21 protein-coding genes are annotated in these 20,391 nt (G+C 56.7%); 10 read left to right on the top strand and 11 right to left on the bottom strand.

The genetic code is table 11. The features are described 5' to 3' along the window. Nucleotides 1–6 precede the first annotated feature (6 nt). Nucleotides 7–1,305, bottom strand: a complete 1,299-nt coding sequence (locus IM303_RS16310) for a D-amino acid dehydrogenase (RefSeq protein WP_041909503.1) — start codon at nt 1,303–1,305, stop codon at nt 7–9. A gap of 321 nt (nt 1,306–1,626) precedes the next feature. Here IM303_RS16310 and IM303_RS16305 point away from each other — a divergent pair, with 321 nt between their 5' ends. Beyond that, on the top strand, nt 1,627–3,159 hold the full coding sequence (locus IM303_RS16305) for a SpoVR family protein (protein WP_023293929.1): 1,533 nt from the start codon (nt 1,627–1,629) through the stop codon (nt 3,157–3,159). 45 nt (nt 3,160–3,204) lie between these two features. Here the strand turns inward: IM303_RS16305 and fadR are convergent, their stop codons facing one another. Then, nucleotides 3,205–3,924, bottom strand: a complete 720-nt coding sequence (gene fadR, locus IM303_RS16300; RefSeq protein WP_028013515.1) for a fatty acid metabolism transcriptional regulator FadR — start codon at nt 3,922–3,924, stop codon at nt 3,205–3,207. A 201-nt stretch (nt 3,925–4,125) separates the two neighbouring features. Here fadR and nhaB point away from each other — a divergent pair, with 201 nt between their 5' ends. Both nhaB and dsbB read left to right on the top strand, forming a co-directional pair. Then, entirely contained in the window at nt 4,126–5,664 is a 1,539-nt protein-coding gene (nhaB, locus tag IM303_RS16295) for a sodium/proton antiporter NhaB (RefSeq protein WP_193360084.1), read from the top strand. 46 nt (nt 5,665–5,710) lie between these two features. Next, entirely contained in the window at nt 5,711–6,241 is a 531-nt protein-coding gene (dsbB, locus tag IM303_RS16290; protein ID WP_028013517.1) for a disulfide bond formation protein DsbB, read from the top strand. A gap of 33 nt (nt 6,242–6,274) precedes the next feature. Here dsbB and IM303_RS16285 read toward each other — a convergent pair whose 3' ends face one another. From IM303_RS16285 to IM303_RS16275, 3 genes are all read right to left on the bottom strand, one after another. Then, on the bottom strand, nt 6,275–6,715 hold the full coding sequence (locus IM303_RS16285) for a YcgN family cysteine cluster protein (RefSeq protein ID WP_028013518.1): 441 nt from the start codon (nt 6,713–6,715) through the stop codon (nt 6,275–6,277). Nucleotides 6,716–6,808: 93 nt separating this feature from the next. Beyond that, nucleotides 6,809–7,468, bottom strand: coding sequence for a fumarylacetoacetate hydrolase family protein (locus tag IM303_RS16280; RefSeq protein ID WP_028013519.1), 660 nt, complete (start codon nt 7,466–7,468; stop codon nt 6,809–6,811). Nucleotides 7,469–7,515: 47 nt separating this feature from the next. Further along, on the bottom strand, nt 7,516–7,791 hold the full coding sequence (locus IM303_RS16275) for a YcgL domain-containing protein (RefSeq protein ID WP_041909499.1): 276 nt from the start codon (nt 7,789–7,791) through the stop codon (nt 7,516–7,518). A 123-nt stretch (nt 7,792–7,914) separates the two neighbouring features. Here IM303_RS16275 and minC point away from each other — a divergent pair, with 123 nt between their 5' ends. From minC to minE, 3 genes are read left to right on the top strand one after another with little or no spacing between them, the layout of a single operon-like run. After that, entirely contained in the window at nt 7,915–8,622 is a 708-nt protein-coding gene (minC, locus tag IM303_RS16270) for a septum site-determining protein MinC (protein WP_028013521.1), read from the top strand. A 23-nt stretch (nt 8,623–8,645) separates the two neighbouring features. After that, nucleotides 8,646–9,458: a septum site-determining protein MinD gene (gene minD / locus IM303_RS16265; RefSeq protein WP_028013522.1), complete on the top strand. Its 813-nt coding sequence runs from the start codon at nt 8,646–8,648 to the stop codon at nt 9,456–9,458. Between the two features lie 3 nt (nt 9,459–9,461). Further along, the gene (gene minE / locus IM303_RS16260; protein ID WP_010432714.1) at nt 9,462–9,731 is read left to right on the top strand and encodes a cell division topological specificity factor MinE; all 270 of its coding nucleotides are present in this window, start codon (nt 9,462–9,464) and stop codon (nt 9,729–9,731) included. Nucleotides 9,732–9,805: 74 nt separating this feature from the next. On the opposite strand, the gene rnd is transcribed toward minE, so the two are convergent. The 5 genes from rnd to IM303_RS16235 all read right to left on the bottom strand — a co-directional run bounded on the left by rnd (nt 9,806) and on the right by IM303_RS16235 (nt 16,185). Next, a complete protein-coding gene (gene rnd, locus IM303_RS16255; RefSeq protein WP_193360083.1) occupies nt 9,806–10,933 on the bottom strand; it encodes a ribonuclease D in 1,128 nt (375 codons plus the stop codon). A gap of 71 nt (nt 10,934–11,004) precedes the next feature. Beyond that, complete coding sequence (gene fadD / locus IM303_RS16250) at nt 11,005–12,690, bottom strand: long-chain-fatty-acid--CoA ligase FadD (RefSeq protein WP_072252102.1); 1,686 nt, start codon at nt 12,688–12,690, stop codon at nt 11,005–11,007. Between the two features lie 203 nt (nt 12,691–12,893). Continuing rightward, nucleotides 12,894–13,475 (bottom strand): Slp family lipoprotein, encoded by a 582-nt coding sequence (locus IM303_RS16245; protein WP_041909497.1) that lies wholly within the window; start codon nt 13,473–13,475, stop codon nt 12,894–12,896. Between the two features lie 37 nt (nt 13,476–13,512). Next, nucleotides 13,513–14,208 carry a tRNA (adenosine(37)-N6)-threonylcarbamoyltransferase complex dimerization subunit type 1 TsaB gene (tsaB, locus tag IM303_RS16240; protein ID WP_047367799.1) on the bottom strand — a complete coding sequence of 232 codons (696 nt, stop codon included), beginning with the start codon at nt 14,206–14,208 and terminating at the stop codon, nt 13,513–13,515. 66 nt (nt 14,209–14,274) lie between these two features. Then, the gene (locus tag IM303_RS16235; protein WP_023293935.1) at nt 14,275–16,185 is read right to left on the bottom strand and encodes an ATP-dependent DNA helicase; all 1,911 of its coding nucleotides are present in this window, start codon (nt 16,183–16,185) and stop codon (nt 14,275–14,277) included. Nucleotides 16,186–16,318: 133 nt separating this feature from the next. Here IM303_RS16235 and IM303_RS16230 point away from each other — a divergent pair, with 133 nt between their 5' ends. After that, complete coding sequence (locus IM303_RS16230; RefSeq protein ID WP_048998672.1) at nt 16,319–16,663, top strand: RidA family protein; 345 nt, start codon at nt 16,319–16,321, stop codon at nt 16,661–16,663. Between the two features lie 6 nt (nt 16,664–16,669). Here the strand turns inward: IM303_RS16230 and IM303_RS16225 are convergent, their stop codons facing one another. Further along, nucleotides 16,670–16,852: a YoaH family protein gene (locus IM303_RS16225; protein ID WP_008500497.1), complete on the bottom strand. Its 183-nt coding sequence runs from the start codon at nt 16,850–16,852 to the stop codon at nt 16,670–16,672. A gap of 61 nt (nt 16,853–16,913) precedes the next feature. Between IM303_RS16225 and pabB the strand changes: the two genes are divergently transcribed. The 3 genes from pabB (at nt 16,914) to sdaA (ending at nt 20,372) form a co-directional block, all read left to right on the top strand. Then, on the top strand, nt 16,914–18,242 hold the full coding sequence (pabB, locus tag IM303_RS16220) for an aminodeoxychorismate synthase component 1 (RefSeq protein ID WP_048998671.1): 1,329 nt from the start codon (nt 16,914–16,916) through the stop codon (nt 18,240–18,242). Nucleotides 18,243–18,244: 2 nt separating this feature from the next. Next, on the top strand, nt 18,245–18,823 hold the full coding sequence (locus IM303_RS16215; RefSeq protein WP_028013530.1) for a CoA pyrophosphatase: 579 nt from the start codon (nt 18,245–18,247) through the stop codon (nt 18,821–18,823). A 184-nt stretch (nt 18,824–19,007) separates the two neighbouring features. Further along, a complete protein-coding gene (gene sdaA / locus IM303_RS16210) occupies nt 19,008–20,372 on the top strand; it encodes an L-serine ammonia-lyase (RefSeq protein ID WP_028013531.1) in 1,365 nt (454 codons plus the stop codon). Nucleotides 20,373–20,391: the final 19 nt, after the last annotated feature.

Here is a 20,391-nt window from a genome sequence, read left to right as displayed (position 1 = left end):
AACTCCTTAATTATGCGCGCCGTGCAGGTGCTGAGGACGCGATGGCGTAAATCCTGATTGATAGCGCGCAGCACTTAAATCGTCAAACGGAATTGCCGGCGTGCGCCCGGAAATCAGGTCGCTCAGCAGCTGGCCCGAGCCGCAGGCCATCGTCCAGCCGAGCGTGCCGTGTCCGGTATTGGTCCACAGATTTTTGTATGGCGTGCGGCCCACGATTGGCGTGCCGTCCGGGGTCATCGGACGCAGGCCGGTCCAGAACGTCGCCTGTTCCACAAACCCGCCGCGCGGGAAGAGATCGCCCACCACCATCTCCAGCGTTTCACGACGCGGCTGCAGCAGCTCGGTGTTGAAGCCGACAATCTCCGCCATGCCGCCGACGCGAATACGGTTATCGAAGCGGGTAATGGCGATTTTATAGGTTTCATCCAGGATGGTTGACACGGGCGCCCCGCTCTCCTCTTTCACCGGGATAGTCAATGAGTAGCCCTTGAGCGGGTAGACCGGAATATCGAGGATGCCTTTCAGCATGGCGGTGGAGTAGGAACCAAACGCCATCACGTAGGCATCCGCCTTTATCACCTCGTCGCCGCACTTCACGCCGTAAATTTTTTCGCCTTCCGACAGCAGCTTGTCGACGGATGTATTAAAGCGGAATTTCACCCCAGCCTGCTCGCACATCTGTGCCAGACGCTGGGTAAAGAGCTGACAGTCGCCGGTTTCGTCATTCGGCAGACGCAGACCGCCGGTCAGCTTGTGGGCCACTTCGGCCAGCGCGGGTTCCACCTGCCCCAGCTGGCTGGCTTCCAGCAGCTGATACGGTACACCGGCATCTTCCAGCACGGCGATATCGCGGGTGGCGTTTTCATACTGTTGCTCGGTGCGGAACAGCTGCAGCGTGCCGCCCTGACGGCCTTCGTACTCAATCCCCGTCGATGCGCGCAAGGCTTTGAGGCAGTCACGGCTGTATTCCGCCAGACGCACCATGCGGCCTTTGTTTTCCATGTAGTGCCGGGTGTCGCAATTGCGCAGCATCTGCCACATCCACTTCAGCTGGAACTGCGTGCCGTCAAGGCTGATGGCCAGCGGCGCGTGGCGCTGGAACATCCATTTGATTGCCTTCAGCGGCACGCCGGGCGCCGCCCACGGGGCCGCATAGCCAGGAGAGATTTGACCGGCATTTGCCGCACTGGTTTCAAGCGCCGGGCCGGATTCACGATCGATAACGGTAACCTCATGTCCCGCCTGACTTAAATACCAGGCGCTGGTTACGCCAACGACACCACTTCCCAGTATGACAACACGCATAGCCACTCCATTATGAGCAAAAGAACAATCATCTAATTACAGATTGATAACCTAGTTGAAAATATTATTCAACATACGACTTTTTTATGGTGACTTACCTCACACATCCCCCAGCATCAGGGGACAGGGATAATTTGGGATCTCCTGCTGAGCTTTATTTTTAACCAGCATAAAATTCTGATGAGTGCGCTTTTTTTGCCGTATCAAAAACGGGAAATCGCAAAGAAAAAATTTCTGCGCCAGCACGCTTTTTAACACGTTGATCTATGCTTGAAAGGAGGCTCTCCAGACAGAGAGAGCACCCACAACGAGGGCGCGCTAATGGCTACTATTGATTCCCTGAACAAGGACAACACACGTCTGAGCGATGGACCCGACTGGACCTTCGAGCTGCTGGATGTCTACCTCGCCGAAATCGACCGGGTGGCAAAACTGTATCGCCTGGATACCTATCCCCATCAGATTGAGGTGATTACCTCCGAACAGATGATGGATGCTTACTCCAGCGTCGGGATGCCGATCAACTATCCGCACTGGTCGTTTGGTAAAAAATTCATTGAAACGGAGCGGCTGTACAAGCACGGCCAGCAGGGGCTGGCGTATGAGATCGTCATTAACTCCAACCCGTGTATCGCCTATCTGATGGAAGAGAACACCATTACCATGCAGGCGCTGGTGATGGCGCACGCCTGCTACGGCCATAACTCCTTCTTTAAAAATAACTATCTGTTCCGCAGCTGGACGGACGCCAGCTCCATCGTCGATTACCTGATCTTCGCGCGTAAATACATTACCGACTGTGAAGAGCGCTACGGCGTGGATGAGGTAGAGAAGCTGCTCGACTCCTGCCACGCGCTGATGAACTACGGCGTGGACCGCTATAAACGCCCGCAGAAAATCTCTCTGCAGGAGGAGAAAGCCCGACAGAAAAGCCGCGAGGAGTATCTGCAGAGCCAGGTGAACATGCTGTGGCGCACCCTGCCGAAGCGTGAGGAGGAAAAAACGATTGCCGAAGCGCGTCGTTACCCGTCCGAGCCGCAGGAAAACTTGCTCTATTTTATGGAGAAGAACGCCCCGCTGCTGGAGCCGTGGCAGCGCGAGATTTTGCGTATCGTGCGTAAGGTGAGCCAGTATTTCTATCCGCAGAAACAGACCCAGGTGATGAACGAAGGCTGGGCAACATTCTGGCACTACACCATTCTCAACCATCTGTATGACGAGGGGAAAGTCACCGAGCGGTTCATGATGGAATTCCTCCACAGCCATACTAACGTGGTGTTCCAGCCGCCCTACAACAGCCCGTGGTACAGCGGGATTAACCCGTATGCGCTGGGCTTTGCGATGTTCCAGGATATTAAACGCATCTGCCAGTCGCCAACGGAAGAGGACAAGTACTGGTTCCCGGATATCGCCGGTTCTGACTGGCTGGAAACGCTGCATTTTGCGATGCGCGACTTTAAGGATGAGAGCTTTATCAGCCAGTTCATGTCGCCGAAGATCATGCGCGATTTCCGCTTCTTCACCGTGCTGGATGATGACCGCAACAACTATCTGGAGATCTCCGCGATCCACAACGAGGAAGGGTACCGGGAGATCCGCTCGCGCCTCTCCTCCCAGTACAACCTGAGCAACCTTGAACCCAATATTCAGGTGTGGAACGTGGACCTGCGCGGCGACCGCTCCCTGACGCTGCGCTATATTCCGCACAACCGCGCGCCGCTGGATAAAGGACGTAAAGAGGTGCTGAAGCACGTGCACCGCCTGTGGGGCTTTGACGTGCAGCTGGAGCAGCAAAATGAGGACGGCAGCGTGGAGCTGCTGGAACGCTGCCCGGCGCGGTTGAATACGCTGTAGCGCCACCGGGCGAAAAAAAACCTCTCGATTGAGAGGTTTTTTATTTTAGCGACTCTGAATCGCCAAATCGCCCGGCAGCGTTTTCTGCATACGGTGCCAGATTTCACCGGAGTCGTGGCCGTAGCGGCGTACGGTTTCATAAACCTGATCGTGCAGGCCTTCGGTGCAGAGCTTGCTCAGCTTATGGTAGAAGCCCAGCGCCAGACTGCGGGCTTCAGGGTTAGCGAAGTAGTGACGACCAATGCGGGTATAGAGCCCTTTCATACCGTTGAGGATCAGGCCGTAAACCGGGTTGCCGGAGGCAAACGCCAGGCCGCGAAACACGTTGTAATCGAGGGTGGCAAAGGCGTCGGCGTGATCTTCAACTTCATTCGCGCTGGCCAGCACCGCAAGCGCATCTTCAGGATGCTGACGGAAAGCGGTACGAATAAAAATAGTCGCGATGTTGGTGCGCACGGAGAGCAGATTATCAATCAGCTGCGGCACGCTTTCGTGGTCGAGGCGCGCCAGCGTTTCAAGAATGTTCAGCCCCGAGGTTTCCCAGAAGTTGTTTACCTTTGTTGGCTTGCCGTGCTGGATCGTCAACCATCCATCACGCGCCAGTCGCTGAAGCACTTCACGCAGCGTGGTGCGAGTGACGCCAATCAGTTCAGAGAGTTCGCGTTCAGCCGGAAGAATGGACCCCGCAGGGAAACGATTATTCCAGATGCTTTCAATGATGTACTCTTCCGCGAAACCCGCCGGGCTCTGCGCCTTAATGACCATAGTGAGATTTCCATTACACAGCTTTTTGCAAATTGGACTCATCATACCAGAGGCGTGCAACGGCAGGTAGCGCGGCAAAGTGAGAAAAGAGGGATCGCCGTTTCATTTTTGTGAAATTTACAATGCGGTCTTATCCGCCTCCGGGCCGCGATTTTTGCGTATACTGATGTTTTGTATTACTTAACGGGAAGGACGTCTGTTGTGGAAATTTCTTTTGGGCGCGCGCTGTGGCGCAATTTTTTAGGTCATTCTCCTGACTGGTACAAACTGATACTGCTGGTTTTCCTGGTCGTTAATCCCATCATTTTTAGCGTGGATCCGTTTATCGCCGGGTGGCTGCTGGTGGCAGAATTTATCTTCACCCTGGCCATGGCGCTGAAGTGTTATCCCCTGCTGCCCGGCGGTTTGCTGGCGTTTGAAGCCGTTGTCATCGGCATGACGTCCGCAGAGCATGTAAAAGCAGAGCTGGCCTCCAATCTGGAAGTGCTCCTGCTACTCATTTTTATGGTGGCCGGTATCTACTTTATGAAACAGCTGCTGCTTTTTATCTTTACCCGCCTGCTGCTGAGCATTACGTCAAAAACGATCCTCTCGCTGGCGTTTTGCCTTGCCGCCGCCTTTCTGTCGGCCTTCCTGGATGCGCTCACCGTTGTCGCGGTGGTGATCAGCGTCGCCGTCGGATTTTACGGCATTTATCACCGCGTGGCCTCCTCTCGCCCAAGTGAGGATTTACAGGACGATAGCCACGTCGAGGCGCATAACCGCGACGTGCTGGAACAGTTCCGCGCGTTTCTGCGCAGCCTGATGATGCACGCAGGGGTCGGTACGGCGTTGGGCGGCGTGATGACCATGGTGGGCGAGCCGCAAAACCTGATCATCGCGAAAGCGGCTGAATGGCATTTTGGCGAGTTTTTCCTGCGCATGGCCCCCGTCAGCGTGCCTGTGCTGATCTGCGGGTTAGCGACCTGCATTCTGGTCGAAAAATTCAGGCTGTTCGGCTACGGCACACAGCTGCCTGAACCGGTCCGCAAAGAACTGCATAAATTTGACGAGCAGAGCCGCAAACAGCGTACGCGCCAGGAGACGCTGCGTCTGATTGCGCAGGGGATCATCGGCATCTGGCTTATCGCCGCGCTGGCGTTGCATCTTGCCGAAGTCGGGTTGATTGGCCTCTCCGTCATTATTCTTGCCACCACCTTTAGCGGGGTAACGGACGAACATGCTATTGGTAAAGCCTTTACCGAAGCCCTGCCGTTTACCGCGCTGCTGGCGGTCTTTTTTGCAGTCGTGGCGGTGATTATTGACCAACACCTTTTCGCACCGATTATCGCGTTTGTGCTTCAGGCCTCGCCGGACTCGCAGCTTACGCTGTTCTATCTATTTAACGGTCTGTTGTCCTCTATTTCCGATAACGTTTTTGTCGGGACGGTGTATATCAATGAGGCCAAAGCGGCGATGGAGCAAGGGATCGTCAGTACCGGGCAGTTCGACCTGCTGGCGGTGGCCATCAACACCGGAACAAACCTGCCCTCCGTTGCAACACCGAACGGCCAGGCGGCATTTCTCTTCCTGCTGACCTCGGCGCTGGCGCCGCTCATACGGCTTTCTTATGGAAGAATGGTCTGGATGGCGCTGCCGTACACGCTGGTGCTCACCGTTGTTGGTTTGCTGTGCATCAAAATTACTCTCGTTCCCTGTACGCAATGGCTGCTACAAGCGGGTATACTTGCGGCGCATTAAAATTCGTTTACACTGCGCTTTCTAAGCATGTTCCAGGGAAATGATTATGTTGAGATTTTTAAACCAGTGCTCCCGCGGTCGCGGAGCGTGGTTGTTGATGGCCCTGACCGCCTTTGCGCTGGAAATGGTTGCGCTGTGGTTCCAGCACGTGATGGGACTCAAGCCCTGCGTGCTGTGCATCTACGAGCGCTGCGCGCTGTTCGGCATTATGGGTGCAGGCCTGGTGGGCGCAATTGCCCCAAAAACGCCGTTGCGCTACGTCGGTATTGCCATCTGGCTGTACAGCGCCTGGAAAGGGATTGAGCTTTCCTGGCAGCACACCATGATGCAGCTGCATCCGTCACCGTTTATGACCTGTGATTTCGCCGCCCGCTTCCCGAGCTGGCTGCCGCTGGATAAGTGGCTTCCGCAGGTGTTTGTCGCATCCGGTGACTGCTCCGTACGTCAGTGGGAATTCCTGACGCTGGAGATGCCGCAGTGGCTGGTGGGCATTTTTGTGGCCTACTTCGTCGTGGCGCTGCTGGTGCTGATCGCTCAGCCGTTCAAACCGAAGAAACGCGATTTGTTTGGAAGGTAAAAGCAAAAACCCGCCACGGCGGGTTTTTTATTATCACCGATTAGGGTGATTCATGATGTGATCTTCCCAGTCCCGTACCTCGGACTCCTTCACCGCAATGTGGCGTACCGAGATACGCTCGCCGTGCATCGCCGCTTTTGAACCGGTCAGCAGAGGATGCCAGGCCGGTAGATCTTTCCCTTCCGCCAGCAGGCGATACGCGCAGGTGTGCGGCAGCCACTCAAAAGTCGGCAGATTTTCACGGGTGAGCTTGATGCAGTCCGGCTCGAACTCGAAGCGGCGTTCGTAGTTGCGGCACTGGCAGGTTTTAATGTTCAGCTGCCTGCAGGCGACGTTGGTGAAATAGATCTCATCGGAGTCTTCATCCATCAGCTTGTGCAGGCAGCACTGCCCGCAGCCGTCGCACAACGATTCCCACTCCGCGTCGGTCATTTGGTCAAGAGTTTTGCTTTGCCAGAAAGGAATGTCGTTCATCAGGATGTCCACACGTCAAAAGAAAGCGCACCTTATAACGAGTCTGGCACGTGGTTGCAAGTTTTGCCGCCCTTTGCAGGCGGCAAGATGCGGTTACAGCACGCGGGTTTTTAGCGACAGACCGTTAAAACCGACCTCAAGCTCATCGCCGCTGGCGAGCGGGCCCACGCCTTCCGGCGTGCCGGTGAGGATCACATCGCCCGGCTTCAGGGTGAAGAAACGGCTCATGTAGGCGATCAGCGGCACGATCTTGTGGATCATATCTGCCGTGGTGCCCTGCTGGCGGATCTCGCCGTTAACCTTCAGGCTGAGCGGAGTGTCCTGCGGATCGTTGGTAAATTCATTCACCGGAACAAACCCTGAAATCGGACATGCGTTATCAAAGCCTTTGGCTTTTTCCCACGGCTGCCCTGCCTTCTTCATTTTGCCCTGCACGTCGCGCAGGGTCAGATCCAGCGCCACGCCGTAGCCGGCAATCGCTTTCTCGACATGCTCTTCGGAAGCCTGGCGCAGCGTGGCGCCGATCAGCACGGCAAGCTCTACTTCGTGATGTACCGACCCCAGCCCCTGCGGCAGCGCCAGCGGCTGGCGGATGTCGCATAGCGCCGTCTCGGGCTTAATAAACAGGACCGGCTCTTCTGGGGTTGCGCTGCCCATCTCCTGAATATGCTTCGCATAGTTGCTGCCCACGCAGACCACTTTGCTGACGGGATAATCCAGTAATGCACCTTGCCAGTTATGATGTTGATACATGCTCGACCCCTAATCGGTTGATGTGTTATGCCCGAAAACAGCTGAGGCTATTTTTTCCCGGACGCCTCGAGGTGCTGTTTTAATAAATTCTCAGGCGGCGGTGGAAGCTGTAAATAATAGCCCTGCTCGGCTAATGCCGTTTTCACTTTTTCCAGATCGGCATTCACCAGTTTCTTACGGCCGTCCAGCGGCAGCAGCATCGCCAGCTGTGGTCGGCCAAAGTTCTTCATTAATTCTTCCGGCACGCGTGAAAAATCGTCTTTCTTTTCGACATAAAGATAGGTCTGGTCACGGCTTGTACTTCTGTAGATCACACAAAACATGTTTTTACTCTGAATTAATGGGTGGTTGCTTGCCTCAATATACTCCTGACTATAACATGCCTGATACTCTTCGGAATATCGCAGCGAATGGTTGCGGTTAATAGCAAATTGAGTAAGGCCAGGATGTCAAACACGCCCATCGAGCTTAAAGGCAGTAGCTTCACCTTATCAGTGGTTCATTTGCATGATGCAAAACCCGAGGTTATTCGTCAGGCGTTAGAAGACAAAATCGCCCAGGCTCCCGCCTTTCTGAAGCACGCCCCCGTCGTCATCAACGTCAGCGGTCTTGAGGCGCCGGTTAACTGGACACGTCTCCAGCAGGCGGTCTCCTCTACCGGGCTGCGTATTGTCGGCATCAGCGGCTGCAAAGATCCCGAGTTGAAAGCGGAAATCGACCGTGCGGGGCTGCCTCTTCTTAATGAAGGCAAAGAAAAAACCCCACGTGCAGCACCCGCTGCCGTACAAACGCCCCCTCCTGCGGCGCAAAACGTTACCGCTCTCACAAAAACGCGAATGATTGATGTGCCGGTTCGTTCCGGTCAGCGCATTTATGCGCCAAACTGTGATCTAATTGTTACAAGCCACGTCAGCGCTGGCGCAGAGCTTATTGCAGATGGCAATATTCACGTTTACGGTATGATGCGTGGACGTGCGCTCGCGGGTGCAAGTGGCGATCGGGACGCGCAAATATTTTGTACTCACCTGACGGCGGAACTGGTGTCCATCGCAGGTGAATATTGGCTGAGCGACAAGATCCCAGCCGAATTTTATGGCAAAGCGGCTCGCCTGCTTCTGGCAGACGACGCGTTGACCGTTCAACCGTTGAATTAATCCCTTTTTAACAAGGAATTTCTATGGCACGCATTATTGTTGTTACTTCGGGTAAAGGAGGCGTTGGCAAGACCACCTCCAGCGCGGCCATCGCTACTGGTTTGGCCCAGAAGGGAAAGAAAACCGTCGTTATCGACTTCGATATCGGTCTGCGTAACCTCGACCTCATCATGGGATGTGAGCGTCGCGTCGTATATGACTTCGTGAACGTCATTCAGGGCGATGCCACGCTGAACCAGGCGCTGATTAAAGACAAGCGCACCGAGAACCTCTTCATTCTTCCGGCTTCTCAGACGCGTGATAAAGATGCCCTGACCCGTGAAGGCGTGGAAAAGGTGCTCGACGAGCTGAAAAAAATGGAGTTCGACTTCATCGTCTGTGACTCCCCTGCCGGCATTGAAACCGGTGCCCTGATGGCGCTCTACTTTGCTGATGAAGCGATCATCACCACCAACCCGGAAGTCTCCTCCGTGCGTGACTCCGACCGTATTCTCGGTATTCTGGCCTCCAAATCCCGCCGTGCGGAAAATGGCCAGGATCCGATCAAAGAGCACCTGCTGCTGACCCGCTATAACCCGGGTCGCGTAAACAAAGGTGACATGCTGAGCATGGAAGACGTGCTGGAGATCCTGCGCATTAAACTGGTTGGCGTTATCCCGGAAGACCAGTCCGTGTTACGCGCCTCTAACCAGGGCGAGCCCGTGATCCTTGATACAACGGCAGATGCAGGTAAAGCTTACGCCGATACCGTTGACCGTCTGCTGGGAGAAGAACGTCCTTTCCGCTTCATTGAAGAAGAGAAGAAAGGTTTCCTCAAACGCCTGTTCGGAGGATAAGTTATGGCATTACTGGACTTTTTTCTCTCGCGGAAAAAAAGCACCGCCAACATCGCAAAAGAACGCCTGCAAATTATCGTTGCGGAGCGTCGTCGTAGCGACGCCGAGCCTCACTACCTGCCGCAGCTGCGCAAGGACATCCTGGAAGTGATCTGTAAGTATGTGCAGATTGACCCGGAGATGGTCACCGTACAGCTGGAGCAAAAAGACGGGGATATTTCGATTCTGGAGCTGAACGTAACGCTTCCGGAAGCGGAAGAGTCGCGTCCGTAGGTTCCTGGTGTCGTAGCCCCGGTAAGCGCAGCGCCACCGGGGAGAATATGCCGGGTATATCGCCCGGCATATTTTTATCGCGGATAACCTTCCAGCAAGGTATTCAGGCGATCGGCCATCAATACCCCGCGCCAGCCAGCCATCAGTTCCGGCACGCCATTCTGCGGTTTCAGCTTCCAGTGCCAGTTCAGCAGCTGGTTAATCTGTCTGCGTGACGCCAGCAGTTCAGCGCTCAGCTTGCTTTCCGTTGCGACATCCTGCACCAGCGCTTTGATATCCTTAAATGCTTTACGATAGCCCGGCATATCCATGAGATTCAGCAGCGTCTCAGGCAGTGCGTCCTCCGGCAGCGCCTGCGCTTTGGCGACCAGCGCCAGCAGGGTTTTACCATGGAAACGGATCTCGCTGCCGGAAAGGCCAATGCTGTCCAGCTCGCCCAGGCTGCCCGGCATATAGCGCGCGACCGCCCAGAGATGCTCTTCACGCACCACAAAATTCACGGCTAGATCGCGCTCGCGCGCTTTACGCAAACGCCAGTCCGCTAACAGCTGCAGGCAGGCCAGCTGACGCGTGCGAAGCTGCCAGGCGTTGGTGATATCACGCCAGGCCTCTTTCGGGTCAACCACTTCCCGGCGACGCTGCTGCGTCATACGGCACTCGTCCAGCGCGGCAGACAGCCAGCCGGAGGCTTCCGCCTCTTTCATCAGCTGTCCGGCAATCGGCAGCAGGTAAAACACGTCTGCCGCCGCATATTCCAGCTGACGCTCGGTAAGCGGACGCGCCAGCCAGTCGGTACGGGATTCACTTTTATCCAGCGTCAGGCCCGTGTACTCCTCCACCATGGCGGCAAAGCCCCACGACAGCGGACGACCGCTGAACGCCGCGAGGATCTGCGTATCAATCAGCGGCTGAGGCATGATGCCAAAGGTGTTAAGAAAAACTTCCAGATCTTCACTGCCCGCGTGCAGATATTTCGTTACCGCAGTATCCAGCAGCAGGTCACGCATCGGCGCCCAGTCGGTAATGCCGAGCGGGTCGATCAGCGAGACGTGCTTACCGTCGTACATCTGTATCAAACCCAGCTGTGGATAATAGGTGCGAGTACGGACAAACTCGGTATCCAGAGCGATGGCAGGAAAGTCGCGCGTCACTTCGCACAGCGAAGCCAGCTCGTCGTTGGTCGTGATCATCTGGTAATTCAAATCGGATTCTCTTTTGTTTGCGCCCATAAAAAACGCCGGCTTAACCGGCGTCTGGGCGATTAACGTGAAGCTCAGGCCTTATTGTCTACTTTGGCACGGGCTTCGTCACGTAATTCTCGTCGTAATATCTTCCCGACATTGGATTTCGGCAGCTCATCGCGGAATTCCACCAGCTTCGGCACCTTATAGCCCGTCAGCTGACGGCGACAAAACGTTATCAGCGCTTCCTCGGTAAGAGAAGGATCTTTCTTGACCACAAATATCTTCACCGCTTCACCGCTACTGCCGGAAGGAACGCCCACCGCCGCCACTTCCAGCACGCCGCTGTGCTGCATCACCACGTCTTCGATTTCGTTCGGATAGACGTTGAAGCCGGAGACCAGGATCATATCTTTTTTGCGATCGACGATGCGCAGGAAGCCTTCGTCATCCATCACCGCAATATCGCCGGTGTGAAGCCAGCCGTCTTTAATGATTTCGTCGGTCGCATCAGGACGCTGCCAGTAACCCAGCATTACCTGCGGCCCTCTGACGCACAGTTCGCCCGGCTCGCCGTGAGGCACTTCGTTATCCTCATCATCCACCAGCTTTGCTTCCGTCGACGGGACCGGCAGGCCGATGCTGCCGCTGTGGTAGTCGATATCGTGCGGGTTGACGCTCACCAGCGGGGCACATTCCGTCAGGCCGTAGCCTTCCAGCAGATATTGCCCGGTTAGCTTCACCCAGCGCTCGGCCACCGCCTGCTGAACCGGCATGCCGCCGCCCGCGGAGAGATGGAGCGTGGAGAAATCAAGCTGCTGGAACTCTTTGTTGTTAAGCAGCGCGTTAAACAGGGTGTTCACCCCGGTCATGGCGGTAAACGGGTATTTTGCCAGCTCTTTCACCAGACCCGGGATATCGCGCGGGTTGGTGATCAATACGTTTTGCCCGCCCAGCTCGATAAACAGCAGGCAGTTCATGGTCAGCGCGAAGATGTGATACAGCGGCAGCGCGGTGATTACCAGCTCTTTACCCGGATGCAGCAGCGGCCCGTAGGTGGCATTAACCTGCTCAAGGTTCGCCAGCATGTTGCGGTGGGTCAGCATCGCCCCTTTGGCCACGCCGGTGGTGCCGCCTGTGTATTGCAGGAAGGCCAGGTCTTCGGAGACGACTTCAGGCTTGACGTACTGCATGCGATAGCCCGCATGCAGCGCGCGGCGGAAGGAGATAGCATCCGGCAGGTGGTATTTTGGTACCAGACGTTTGACGTATTTAACGACAAAGTTGACCAGCGTCCCTTTGGCGGTGGAAAGCTGATCGCCCATGCGCGTCAGGATGACGTGCTTCACCTGGGTTTTGTCGACCACTTTTTCCAGGGTATGGGCAAAGTTAGAAACTATGACAATCGCCACCGCCCCGCTGTCGTTCAGCTGATGTTCCAGCTCGCGCGGCGTGTAAAGCGGGTTAACGTTGACCACAATCATCCCGGCACGCAGGATGCCAAACAGCGCCACCGGGTATTGCAGCAGGTTCGGCATCATCAGCGCGACGCGATCCCCTTTTTGCAGCCCAAGTCCTTCCTGCAGATAAGCCGCAAACGCCCGGCTACGCTCCTCAAGCTTACGGAACGTCATCACCTCGCCCATATTCACAAACGCGGGCTGGTCTGCGTAACGTCTTACCGAGTGCTCAAATAATTCCACCAGGGATTGATAACGGTCAGGATTGATCTCCGCAGGCACATCTGCGGGATAACGGTTAAGCCAAACCTTTTGCAATGCATCACCTCTGAAATGAGTGTTCGTCGTCATCACAGCCCCGATAATAAACAGTTTGTTAACATTATATTAACTCAGCGTACCAGTTTATTAATTGTTCAGATTGCAGGTTGCGAAGCGCGTCACTCTTTTTTTTCGTTTTATCCGTAAAAAAACAGAGACAGCGGCTGAGCCGCTGTCTCTTTCTTAACAATAACAGTAAGTTACTCAGTTACGATCGTTTGCACCTGTGCAGGGCCCGGGTTATACCAGCCCCATCCCGGATAACCGTAACGATAAGGATGTGGACCCCACATCCACGGGTCGATTGGCTGAGGCGGCATCACCACCTGCTGGGCGATACGCCAGCGCTTATAGCCGTTCACCTGCATGGTCATAAATTTGTACGGCGTGTTGCCGATTTTGCCCTGCACCGAACCGGTAATCGGCCCGACAACGGTTACCAGCTGTCCGCGAAAATCGACCGGGTCGAGGAAACCACTAACGTCGGCATAGATACGCCCGCGAGAGGCTTCACCGAGTACGGGACGCGCGCCGCTGTCGAGCGGTACCGTGGCAATTTCCAGACGGGTTTTCCCCTGCTGGTTCTGCACGTCGATCACTTTCCCACCGAAGCGGGCTTCCTGGCCGACGTAAAGCTCGGGCGCATTCATTACCCGAACCAGATCCTGCTGTGGCGTCGGGCTGCTGCCCTTGATCGCATCAGGTACGGTTACGCAACCGCTCAGTGCTATGGCAACCGCGCCTGCCATAAAAAGGCGTACTACTTTAGTCTGAACCGCCATGATGCGACTCCTTTTTCTCAGTTCCTGTTACTGAGATTCATTCGCGGCCCGGAAGTTTCTTCCACGCGACGGTGTTTCGCAAATAAACCGGCTCCGCATGTTCAACGGCAACGGTTTTTCCTGCTGCAAGCAGTTGACGGGCAATCGGGAGCATATCTTCCGCCGCAGGCAGGAGCATGTTGCCGTCCACCAGCGTCACGCCGGTGCCGCTCGCCATCTCTGGCCACGCCGGCCAGCCCGTGCCGACCGTCGCCCACTCGCCGGACAGCTGCTTCAGGCGTTCAGTAACGGCTTCAGGCTTAAGCACTGCTTCCGTCTCTTCGCCGTGCCACACGCCGTTTTCATCGCGGGTATATTCCGCCCAGTAAACTTCACCCATGCGAGCGTCAATAGCGGCGAGCACGCGGGTCGCGCCCGTCATGCGCCAGGCTCCCTCCGCCATCGTCGCAAGCGTAGAGACGCCGATCATCGGCAGGTCAGCGCCCAGCGCCAGCCCCTGCGCGATGCCAATCCCAATGCGCACGCCCGTAAAGCTGCCGGGGCCGCGGCCAAAGGCCAGCGCGTCGAGGTCGGTTAAGGTGGTGTTGCCCTGGGTTAAAATGGCTTTTACCAGGGGCAGAATACGCTGGGTGTGTTCCCGTGGACACTCTTCGAAATGAGCAGAAACAGCACCGTCGTTTAACAGAGCAACAGAGCAAGCCTCTGTCGCGGTATCAATAGCCAGAATTCGCATCAGTCGTCGCGCTCTCGCAAGGGTCAGTCACAAAATGGCGCGCATCTTAGCACACTCCGGAGCGAATTACTCCGCCGTTGGGTTTGCCAGGAAACGCACCGCGCGTTTAATGTCCCGCGTACGCGGGGCGGGCGGCAGGCTGGCGAGGAACGTTGCGCCGTAAGGACGCATCACCAGGCGGTTATCGCAGATGACCAGCACGCCGCGATCAGTGACGTCACGGATTAAGCGCCCTACCCCCTGCTTAAGCGTAATGACCGCATCCGGCAGCTGAACCTCGTCAAACGGATCGCCGCCGCGCAGACGGCAGTCTTCCATCCGCGCCTTGAGCAGAGGATCGTCCGGCGACGTGAACGGCAGCTTATCGATGATCACTAGCGAGAGCGTGTCGCCGCGCACGTCCACCCCTTCCCAGAAGCTGCTGGTTGCCACCAGCAGGGCATTACCGGCGCTGACGAACTGCTGCAGCAGCTGGCCTTTGCTGGTTTCGCCCTGCAGCAGCACCGGGAGGGTCATGGTGGCGCGAAACTGCTCGGCGAGATCGCGCATCATGGCGTGTGAGGTGCAGAGCATAAAGCAGCGCCCGTTGTTGGCCTCAATCATCGGCTTGAGCATCGCCGCGAGATGCCGCGCCGCGCCCGGCTGGTTCGGCAGCGGGAGATTGCGTGGCACGCAGAGCAGCGCCTGCTTTTCGTAATCAAACGGGCTGGGCAGCAGCAGTGATTCCGCCTGCTCAATACCGAGGCGCTCGGTGAAGTGATGCAGATCGTCATTTACAGACAGGGTTGCGGAAGTGAAGATCCAGCTTCCCGGCTTCTGCGCCATCACCTCTTTGAATTTATCGGCCACCGTCAGCGGCGTGAGCGCCAGGGTAAAGTGGCGCGAGGTGCATTCATACCAGTAGCTGTACCCCGGCTGGTTGATCTCTTTTAGCCGTTTGAGCCGCCCGCGATAGAGCGTGGCGCGTTCGAAGGCGGCGTCAAGCAGCGCGGAGCGTCCGAGGGACAGCTTCGCCACGTCGTAGCAGAGCTCAAGTGCATCATCGAGCAGCAGCAGCGCGCGCTGGATATTTTTGTCCGCCAGCAGTTCGCGCAGGTTGCCGCGATAGCCCGGCTCGCCAAGCTGTAAGCGGAAATCCTGCGCGCTTTGCGCCAGACGGTCGGCGCACTTCTGCAACTGCTGGGTATCTTTAAGTTCGGTCCGGTAGGCAATGGTAAAATCTTTCGCCAGATCCTGTAGCTGGCGGCTGGAGAGCGACTGGCCGAAATACTGGCTGGCGATATCCGGCAACTGATGGGCTTCATCGAAGATCATCACGTCCGCCTCCGGAATCAGCTCGCCGAAACCGCTGTCCTTAACCACCATGTCCGCGAGGAACAGGTGGTGGTTCACTACCACCACGTCTGCGTCCATCGCGGTTTTGCGCGCTTTCACCACAAAACAGTCTTTATACAGCGGGCAGTCGCTGCCGAGGCAGTTGTCGTTGGTGCTGGTCACCAGCGGCCAGGCCGGGGAGTCTTCCGGCACGCTCGCGCAGGTGCTGATATCGCCCTCTTCGGTCTGGTTCGCCCAGGCGCGCAGGATAATGACGTCGCTCAGTGTTTGTACCGGCAGATCGCCGCCGGCCAGCGCCTGCTGTTCAAGTCGCTCCAGGCAAAGGTAGTTCGATCGCCCTTTCAGCAGTGCCAGGCGTCCTTTGTATTTCAGCGCTTTTGCTACGGTAGGCAGATCGCGGCTGTAGAGCTGATCCTGCAGCGCTTTCGATCCGGTGGAAATTATCACTTTCTTTTTCGCCCGCAGCGCCGGCGCAAGGTAAGCATAGGTCTTACCCGTGCCGGTTCCGGCTTCAACCACCAGCGGCTGGGCCTTATCAATGGCGCGGGCAACGGCGTGCGCCATCTGTCGCTGAGGCTCACGGGGCTTGAAGCCGGGGATCGCCTGCGCTAATTGACCTTCAGGGGAAAAATCGTCTGCCACGTTGCTCTCTCACTGTATTTTTGCACAGGGATTATGTCAGCCCATCTTCTCCTGTGCCACCCCAAATAGTGACGACGGCAGAACAATATGGCAGTCTTGCCGCCTGACGACGAAAAATAACGAGGAAACGTTTATGACAATTGTGCGCATTGATGCCGAAGCCCGCTGGTCTGATGTGGTGATCCATAACCAGACGCTGTATTACACCGGTGTACCGTCAAATCTGGAGGCGGATGCGTTCGAACAGACGGCGAATACCCTGGCGCAGATTGATGCCGTGCTGGAAAAACAGGGCAGCGATAAATCCCGCATTCTGGATGCGACCATTTTCCTGGCAAATAAAGACGATTTCGCGGCGATGAACAAAGCCTGGGATGCGTGGGTGGTAGCGGGTCACGCGCCTGTACGCTGCACCGTACAGGCCACGCTGATGAAACCGGAATACAAGGTTGAGATCAAGATTATCGCGGCGGTTTAAGCCCGATTACTCTTCATCTTCATCCTCAAAACGCGCCACGATCCGCTCGCCGGTATGGGTGGCGCGCAGCTCCTCCGCCACCTGGGAAATCGCCTGTCCGCTGCTCATCCCCTGGGACATCAGTTCCTGAATTCGCTCAACCGCTTTCTGCTGCTGTTCATGGCTCAGAGAAGGTAAACCTGCAAACATCGTCAACTCCTGCTAAATTATTCGCGCTAATTATTTCACGCTGCCCGGTAGTATGCCATACATGAACATGCGCTTCCCCACTGTTGTTACCTTACCCTGGCGCGCTGACGCCGCTGAGTTCTGGTTTGCCCGTCTGAGCCATCTTCCTTTTGCCATGCTGCTGCACTCCGGCCATGCGGATCACCCGTACAGCCGCTTCGATATTCTGGTGGCCGATCCCCTGAAAACGCTGACGACCGACGATCTGTCGACGACGGACGATCCGCTGATGCAGCTTCAGCAGGAAATCAACGCGCTGGGCTTATCCGCTACCCCTAACCTGGACCTGCCCTTCCAGGGCGGCGCGCTGGGCCTGTTTGGCTACGATTTGGGTCGCCGCTTCGAGGTGCTGCCCGAGCATGCGCAGGCGGATATTGCCCTGCCGGACATGGCCGTGGGGCTGTATGACTGGGCGTTGATTGTGGACCACCAGAAAAAAAGGGTCTCCCTGCTGAGCCATGATGACGTGCAGGCGCGTCTGGCCTGGCTTGAGGCACAACAGCCTGCTCCAGCTGAAGCGTTCACCCTGACCTCCGGCTGGCGCTCGAACATGACCGCGCTGGAATACGCGGAAAAATTCTCCCGCGTGCAGGCCTATCTGCAAAGCGGCGACTGCTATCAGGTTAACCTTGCCCAGCGTTTCCAGGCAGCATACCAGGGGGACGAGTGGCAGGCGTTTACCCGTCTCAATGCCAGCAACAGGGCTCCGTTCAGCGCGTTTGTACGTCTGGAACAGGGGGCCATCCTCAGCCTGTCGCCGGAGCGTTTTATCCATCTGGCGGAAGGGACGATTCAGACCCGCCCGATTAAAGGCACGCTGCCGCGCCTTGCCGATCCGGACGCCGATCGCCAGCAGGCGGAGAAACTCGCCGGGTCACCGAAGGATCGCGCCGAAAACCTGATGATTGTCGACCTGATGCGTAACGATATTGGCCGGGTCGCCGAACCAGGCAGCGTGCGCGTGCCGGAGTTGTTCGTCGTCGAACCTTTCCCGGCAGTGCATCATCTGGTCAGTACCATCACCGCGCGTCTGCCCGCCTCTCGCACCGCCTGCGATCTGCTCCGGGCCGCGTTCCCGGGTGGCTCCATCACCGGTGCGCCAAAAATTCGCGCCATGGAAATCATCGACGAACTGGAACCGCACCGCCGCAACGCCTGGTGCGGCAGCATCGGCTATATCAGCCTGTGCGGCACCATGGATACCAGCATTACCATTCGCACGCTGACGGCCTGCGGCGGCAATCTGTACTGTTCTGCGGGCGGCGGCATTGTGGCGGACAGCCAGGTCGAGGCGGAATATCAGGAAACCTTTGATAAGGTGAACCGCATCCTGAAGCAACTGGAGAACTAACGGTGGAGAAAGAGAACCTGACGCTGGATGATTTTCTGTCGCGCTTTCAGCTGCTACGGCCGCAGGTCAACCGCGCCACGCTGAATCAGCGTCAGGCGGCGGTGCTGATCCCGGTGGTGCGCCGGGAACAGCCGGGCCTGCTGCTTACGCAGCGTTCGCCGCATATGCGCAAACACGCCGGTCAGGTGGCCTTTCCGGGAGGGGCGGTGGACAGCACCGATGCGTCGCTGATTGCCGCCGCGCTGCGGGAAGCGCAGGAGGAGGTGGCGATCCCGCCTGACGCGGTGGAAGTCATCGGCGTGCTGCCGCCCGTCGACAGCGTGACCGGCTTTCAGGTCACCCCGGTAGTCGGCATTATCCCCCCCAATCTTCAGTATCACGCCAGCGTCGACGAAGTCTCTGCGGTGTTTGAGATGCCGCTTGAAGAGGCGCTCCGGCTAAGCCGCTACCATCCGCTGGATATCCATCGCCGGGGGCATGACCATCGGGTCTGGTTGTCCTGGTATCAGCATTATTTTGTCTGGGGCATGACGGCGGGCATCATTCGTGAACTGGCGCTACAAATCGGCCTGAAGCCTTGACTATACTTTACATTCCAGCCTTTTTTGCAGGTTTGCGATCCGCGTCGCGCTATTAGCAAAACCCATCGTTAACCATTAGTTTAATTCATGTGAATAGTTAAGCCGAGGTTGGTGTTCCCTCTTACACTATGCGCAGTTATAACATCGTTACTGGAACCCCGGTAACCCTGTCAGGAGTGTGAAAGTGATTAGTATATTCGACATGTTCAAAGTGGGGATTGGTCCTTCTTCTTCCCACACTGTAGGGCCGATGAAGGCCGGTAAACAGTTCGTCGATGATCTGGTCGAAAAAGGATTACTGGAAAGCGTTACCCGTGTCGCCGTAGACGTTTACGGTTCACTGTCATTAACGGGTAAAGGCCACCACACCGATATCGCCATTATTATGGGTCTGGCGGGCAATATGCCGGACACTGTTGATATTGATGCCATCCCGGCATTCATCCGCGACGTGGAAGCGCGCGGTCGCCTGCTGCTGGCTAACGGTCAGCACGAAGTGGATTTTCCGCAGGATGACGGCATGCGTTTTCGCAGCGACAACCTGCCGCTGCATGAAAACGGCATGACTATCCACGCCTGGAGCGGCGAAAAAGAGATCTACAGCAAAACCTACTACTCCATCGGCGGTGGCTTCATCGTTGACGAAGAGCATTTCGGTAAAGAGAGCGCGGGCGACGTGAACGTGCCCTATCCGTTCAAATCGGCCACCGAGATGCTGGGCTACTGCAAAGAGACCGGTTTGTCGCTGTCCGGCATGGTGATGCAGAACGAGCTGGCGCTGCACAGCAAAAAAGAGATCGAAGACTATTTTGCCAACGTGTGGCAAACCATGCGCGCCTGTATCGATCGCGGGATGAACACCGAAGGCGTACTGCCAGGGCCACTGCGCGTGCCGCGTCGTGCCTCTGCCCTGCGCCGTATGCTGGTGACCACGGACAAATTCTCTAACGACCCGATGAACGTGGTTGACTGGGTGAACATGTTTGCTCTGGCGGTGAACGAAGAGAACGCCGCAGGGGGGCGCGTCGTGACTGCGCCAACCAACGGTGCGTGCGGGATCGTTCCGGCTGTGCTGGCCTACTACGATCACTTTATCGAGCCTGTGACGCCGGATATTTATATCCGTTATTTCCTCGCGGCAGGCGCTATCGGCGCGCTGTACAAGATGAACGCGTCCATTTCAGGCGCTGAAGTGGGCTGTCAGGGTGAAGTAGGCGTGGCCTGCTCCATGGCGGCGGCCGGTCTGGCAGAGCTGCTGGGCGCAAGCCCTGAACAGGTTTGCGTGGCTGCGGAAATTGGCATGGAGCATAACCTCGGTCTGACCTGTGATCCGGTCGCAGGCCAGGTGCAGGTGCCGTGCATTGAGCGTAACGCGATTGCCTCCGTCAAAGCGATTAACGCCTCACGCATGGCGATGCGCCGTACCAGCGAACCACGCGTGTCGCTGGATAAGGTTATCGAAACCATGTACGAAACCGGCAAAGACATGAACGCGAAGTACCGTGAAACGTCGCGCGGCGGTCTGGCCATTAAGGTGCAGTGCGACTAATCCTCTCTTTCGCCCATCC

Origin of the sequence: Enterobacter cloacae complex sp. P38RS (assembly GCF_014930775.1) — a bacterium.
In the GTDB taxonomy this organism is placed as follows: Bacteria; Pseudomonadota; Gammaproteobacteria; order Enterobacterales; family Enterobacteriaceae; genus Enterobacter; species Enterobacter bugandensis.
The sequence above is the reverse complement of the archived record's forward strand: the minus strand, read 5'-3'. Positions and strand labels throughout refer to the sequence as shown.

Bases quoted from the DNA above. Each gene is read 5' to 3' on its own strand.
- IM303_RS16285 (WP_028013518.1), bottom strand. From the start codon at position 6,715: ATGAACGACATTCCTTTCTGGCAAAGCAAAACTCTTGACCAAATGACC.
- minC (WP_028013521.1), top strand. From the start codon at position 7,915: ATGTCAAACACGCCCATCGAGCTTAAAGGCAGTAGCTTCACCTTATCA.
- tsaB (WP_047367799.1), bottom strand. From the start codon at position 14,208: ATGCGAATTCTGGCTATTGATACCGCGACAGAGGCTTGCTCTGTTGCT.
- fadR (WP_028013515.1), bottom strand. From the start codon at position 3,924: ATGGTCATTAAGGCGCAGAGCCCGGCGGGTTTCGCGGAAGAGTACATC.
- IM303_RS16225 (WP_008500497.1), bottom strand. From the start codon at position 16,852: ATGTTTGCAGGTTTACCTTCTCTGAGCCATGAACAGCAGCAGAAAGCG.
- minD (WP_028013522.1), top strand. From the start codon at position 8,646: ATGGCACGCATTATTGTTGTTACTTCGGGTAAAGGAGGCGTTGGCAAG.
- IM303_RS16230 (WP_048998672.1), top strand. From the start codon at position 16,319: ATGACAATTGTGCGCATTGATGCCGAAGCCCGCTGGTCTGATGTGGTG.
- IM303_RS16305 (WP_023293929.1), top strand. From the start codon at position 1,627: ATGGCTACTATTGATTCCCTGAACAAGGACAACACACGTCTGAGCGAT.
- IM303_RS16280 (WP_028013519.1), bottom strand. From the start codon at position 7,468: ATGTATCAACATCATAACTGGCAAGGTGCATTACTGGATTATCCCGTC.
- dsbB (WP_028013517.1), top strand. From the start codon at position 5,711: ATGTTGAGATTTTTAAACCAGTGCTCCCGCGGTCGCGGAGCGTGGTTG.
- pabB (WP_048998671.1), top strand. From the start codon at position 16,914: ATGAACATGCGCTTCCCCACTGTTGTTACCTTACCCTGGCGCGCTGAC.
- IM303_RS16310 (WP_041909503.1), bottom strand. From the start codon at position 1,305: ATGCGTGTTGTCATACTGGGAAGTGGTGTCGTTGGCGTAACCAGCGCC.
- IM303_RS16275 (WP_041909499.1), bottom strand. From the start codon at position 7,791: ATGTTTTGTGTGATCTACAGAAGTACAAGCCGTGACCAGACCTATCTT.
- minE (WP_010432714.1), top strand. From the start codon at position 9,462: ATGGCATTACTGGACTTTTTTCTCTCGCGGAAAAAAAGCACCGCCAAC.
- IM303_RS16245 (WP_041909497.1), bottom strand. From the start codon at position 13,475: ATGGCGGTTCAGACTAAAGTAGTACGCCTTTTTATGGCAGGCGCGGTT.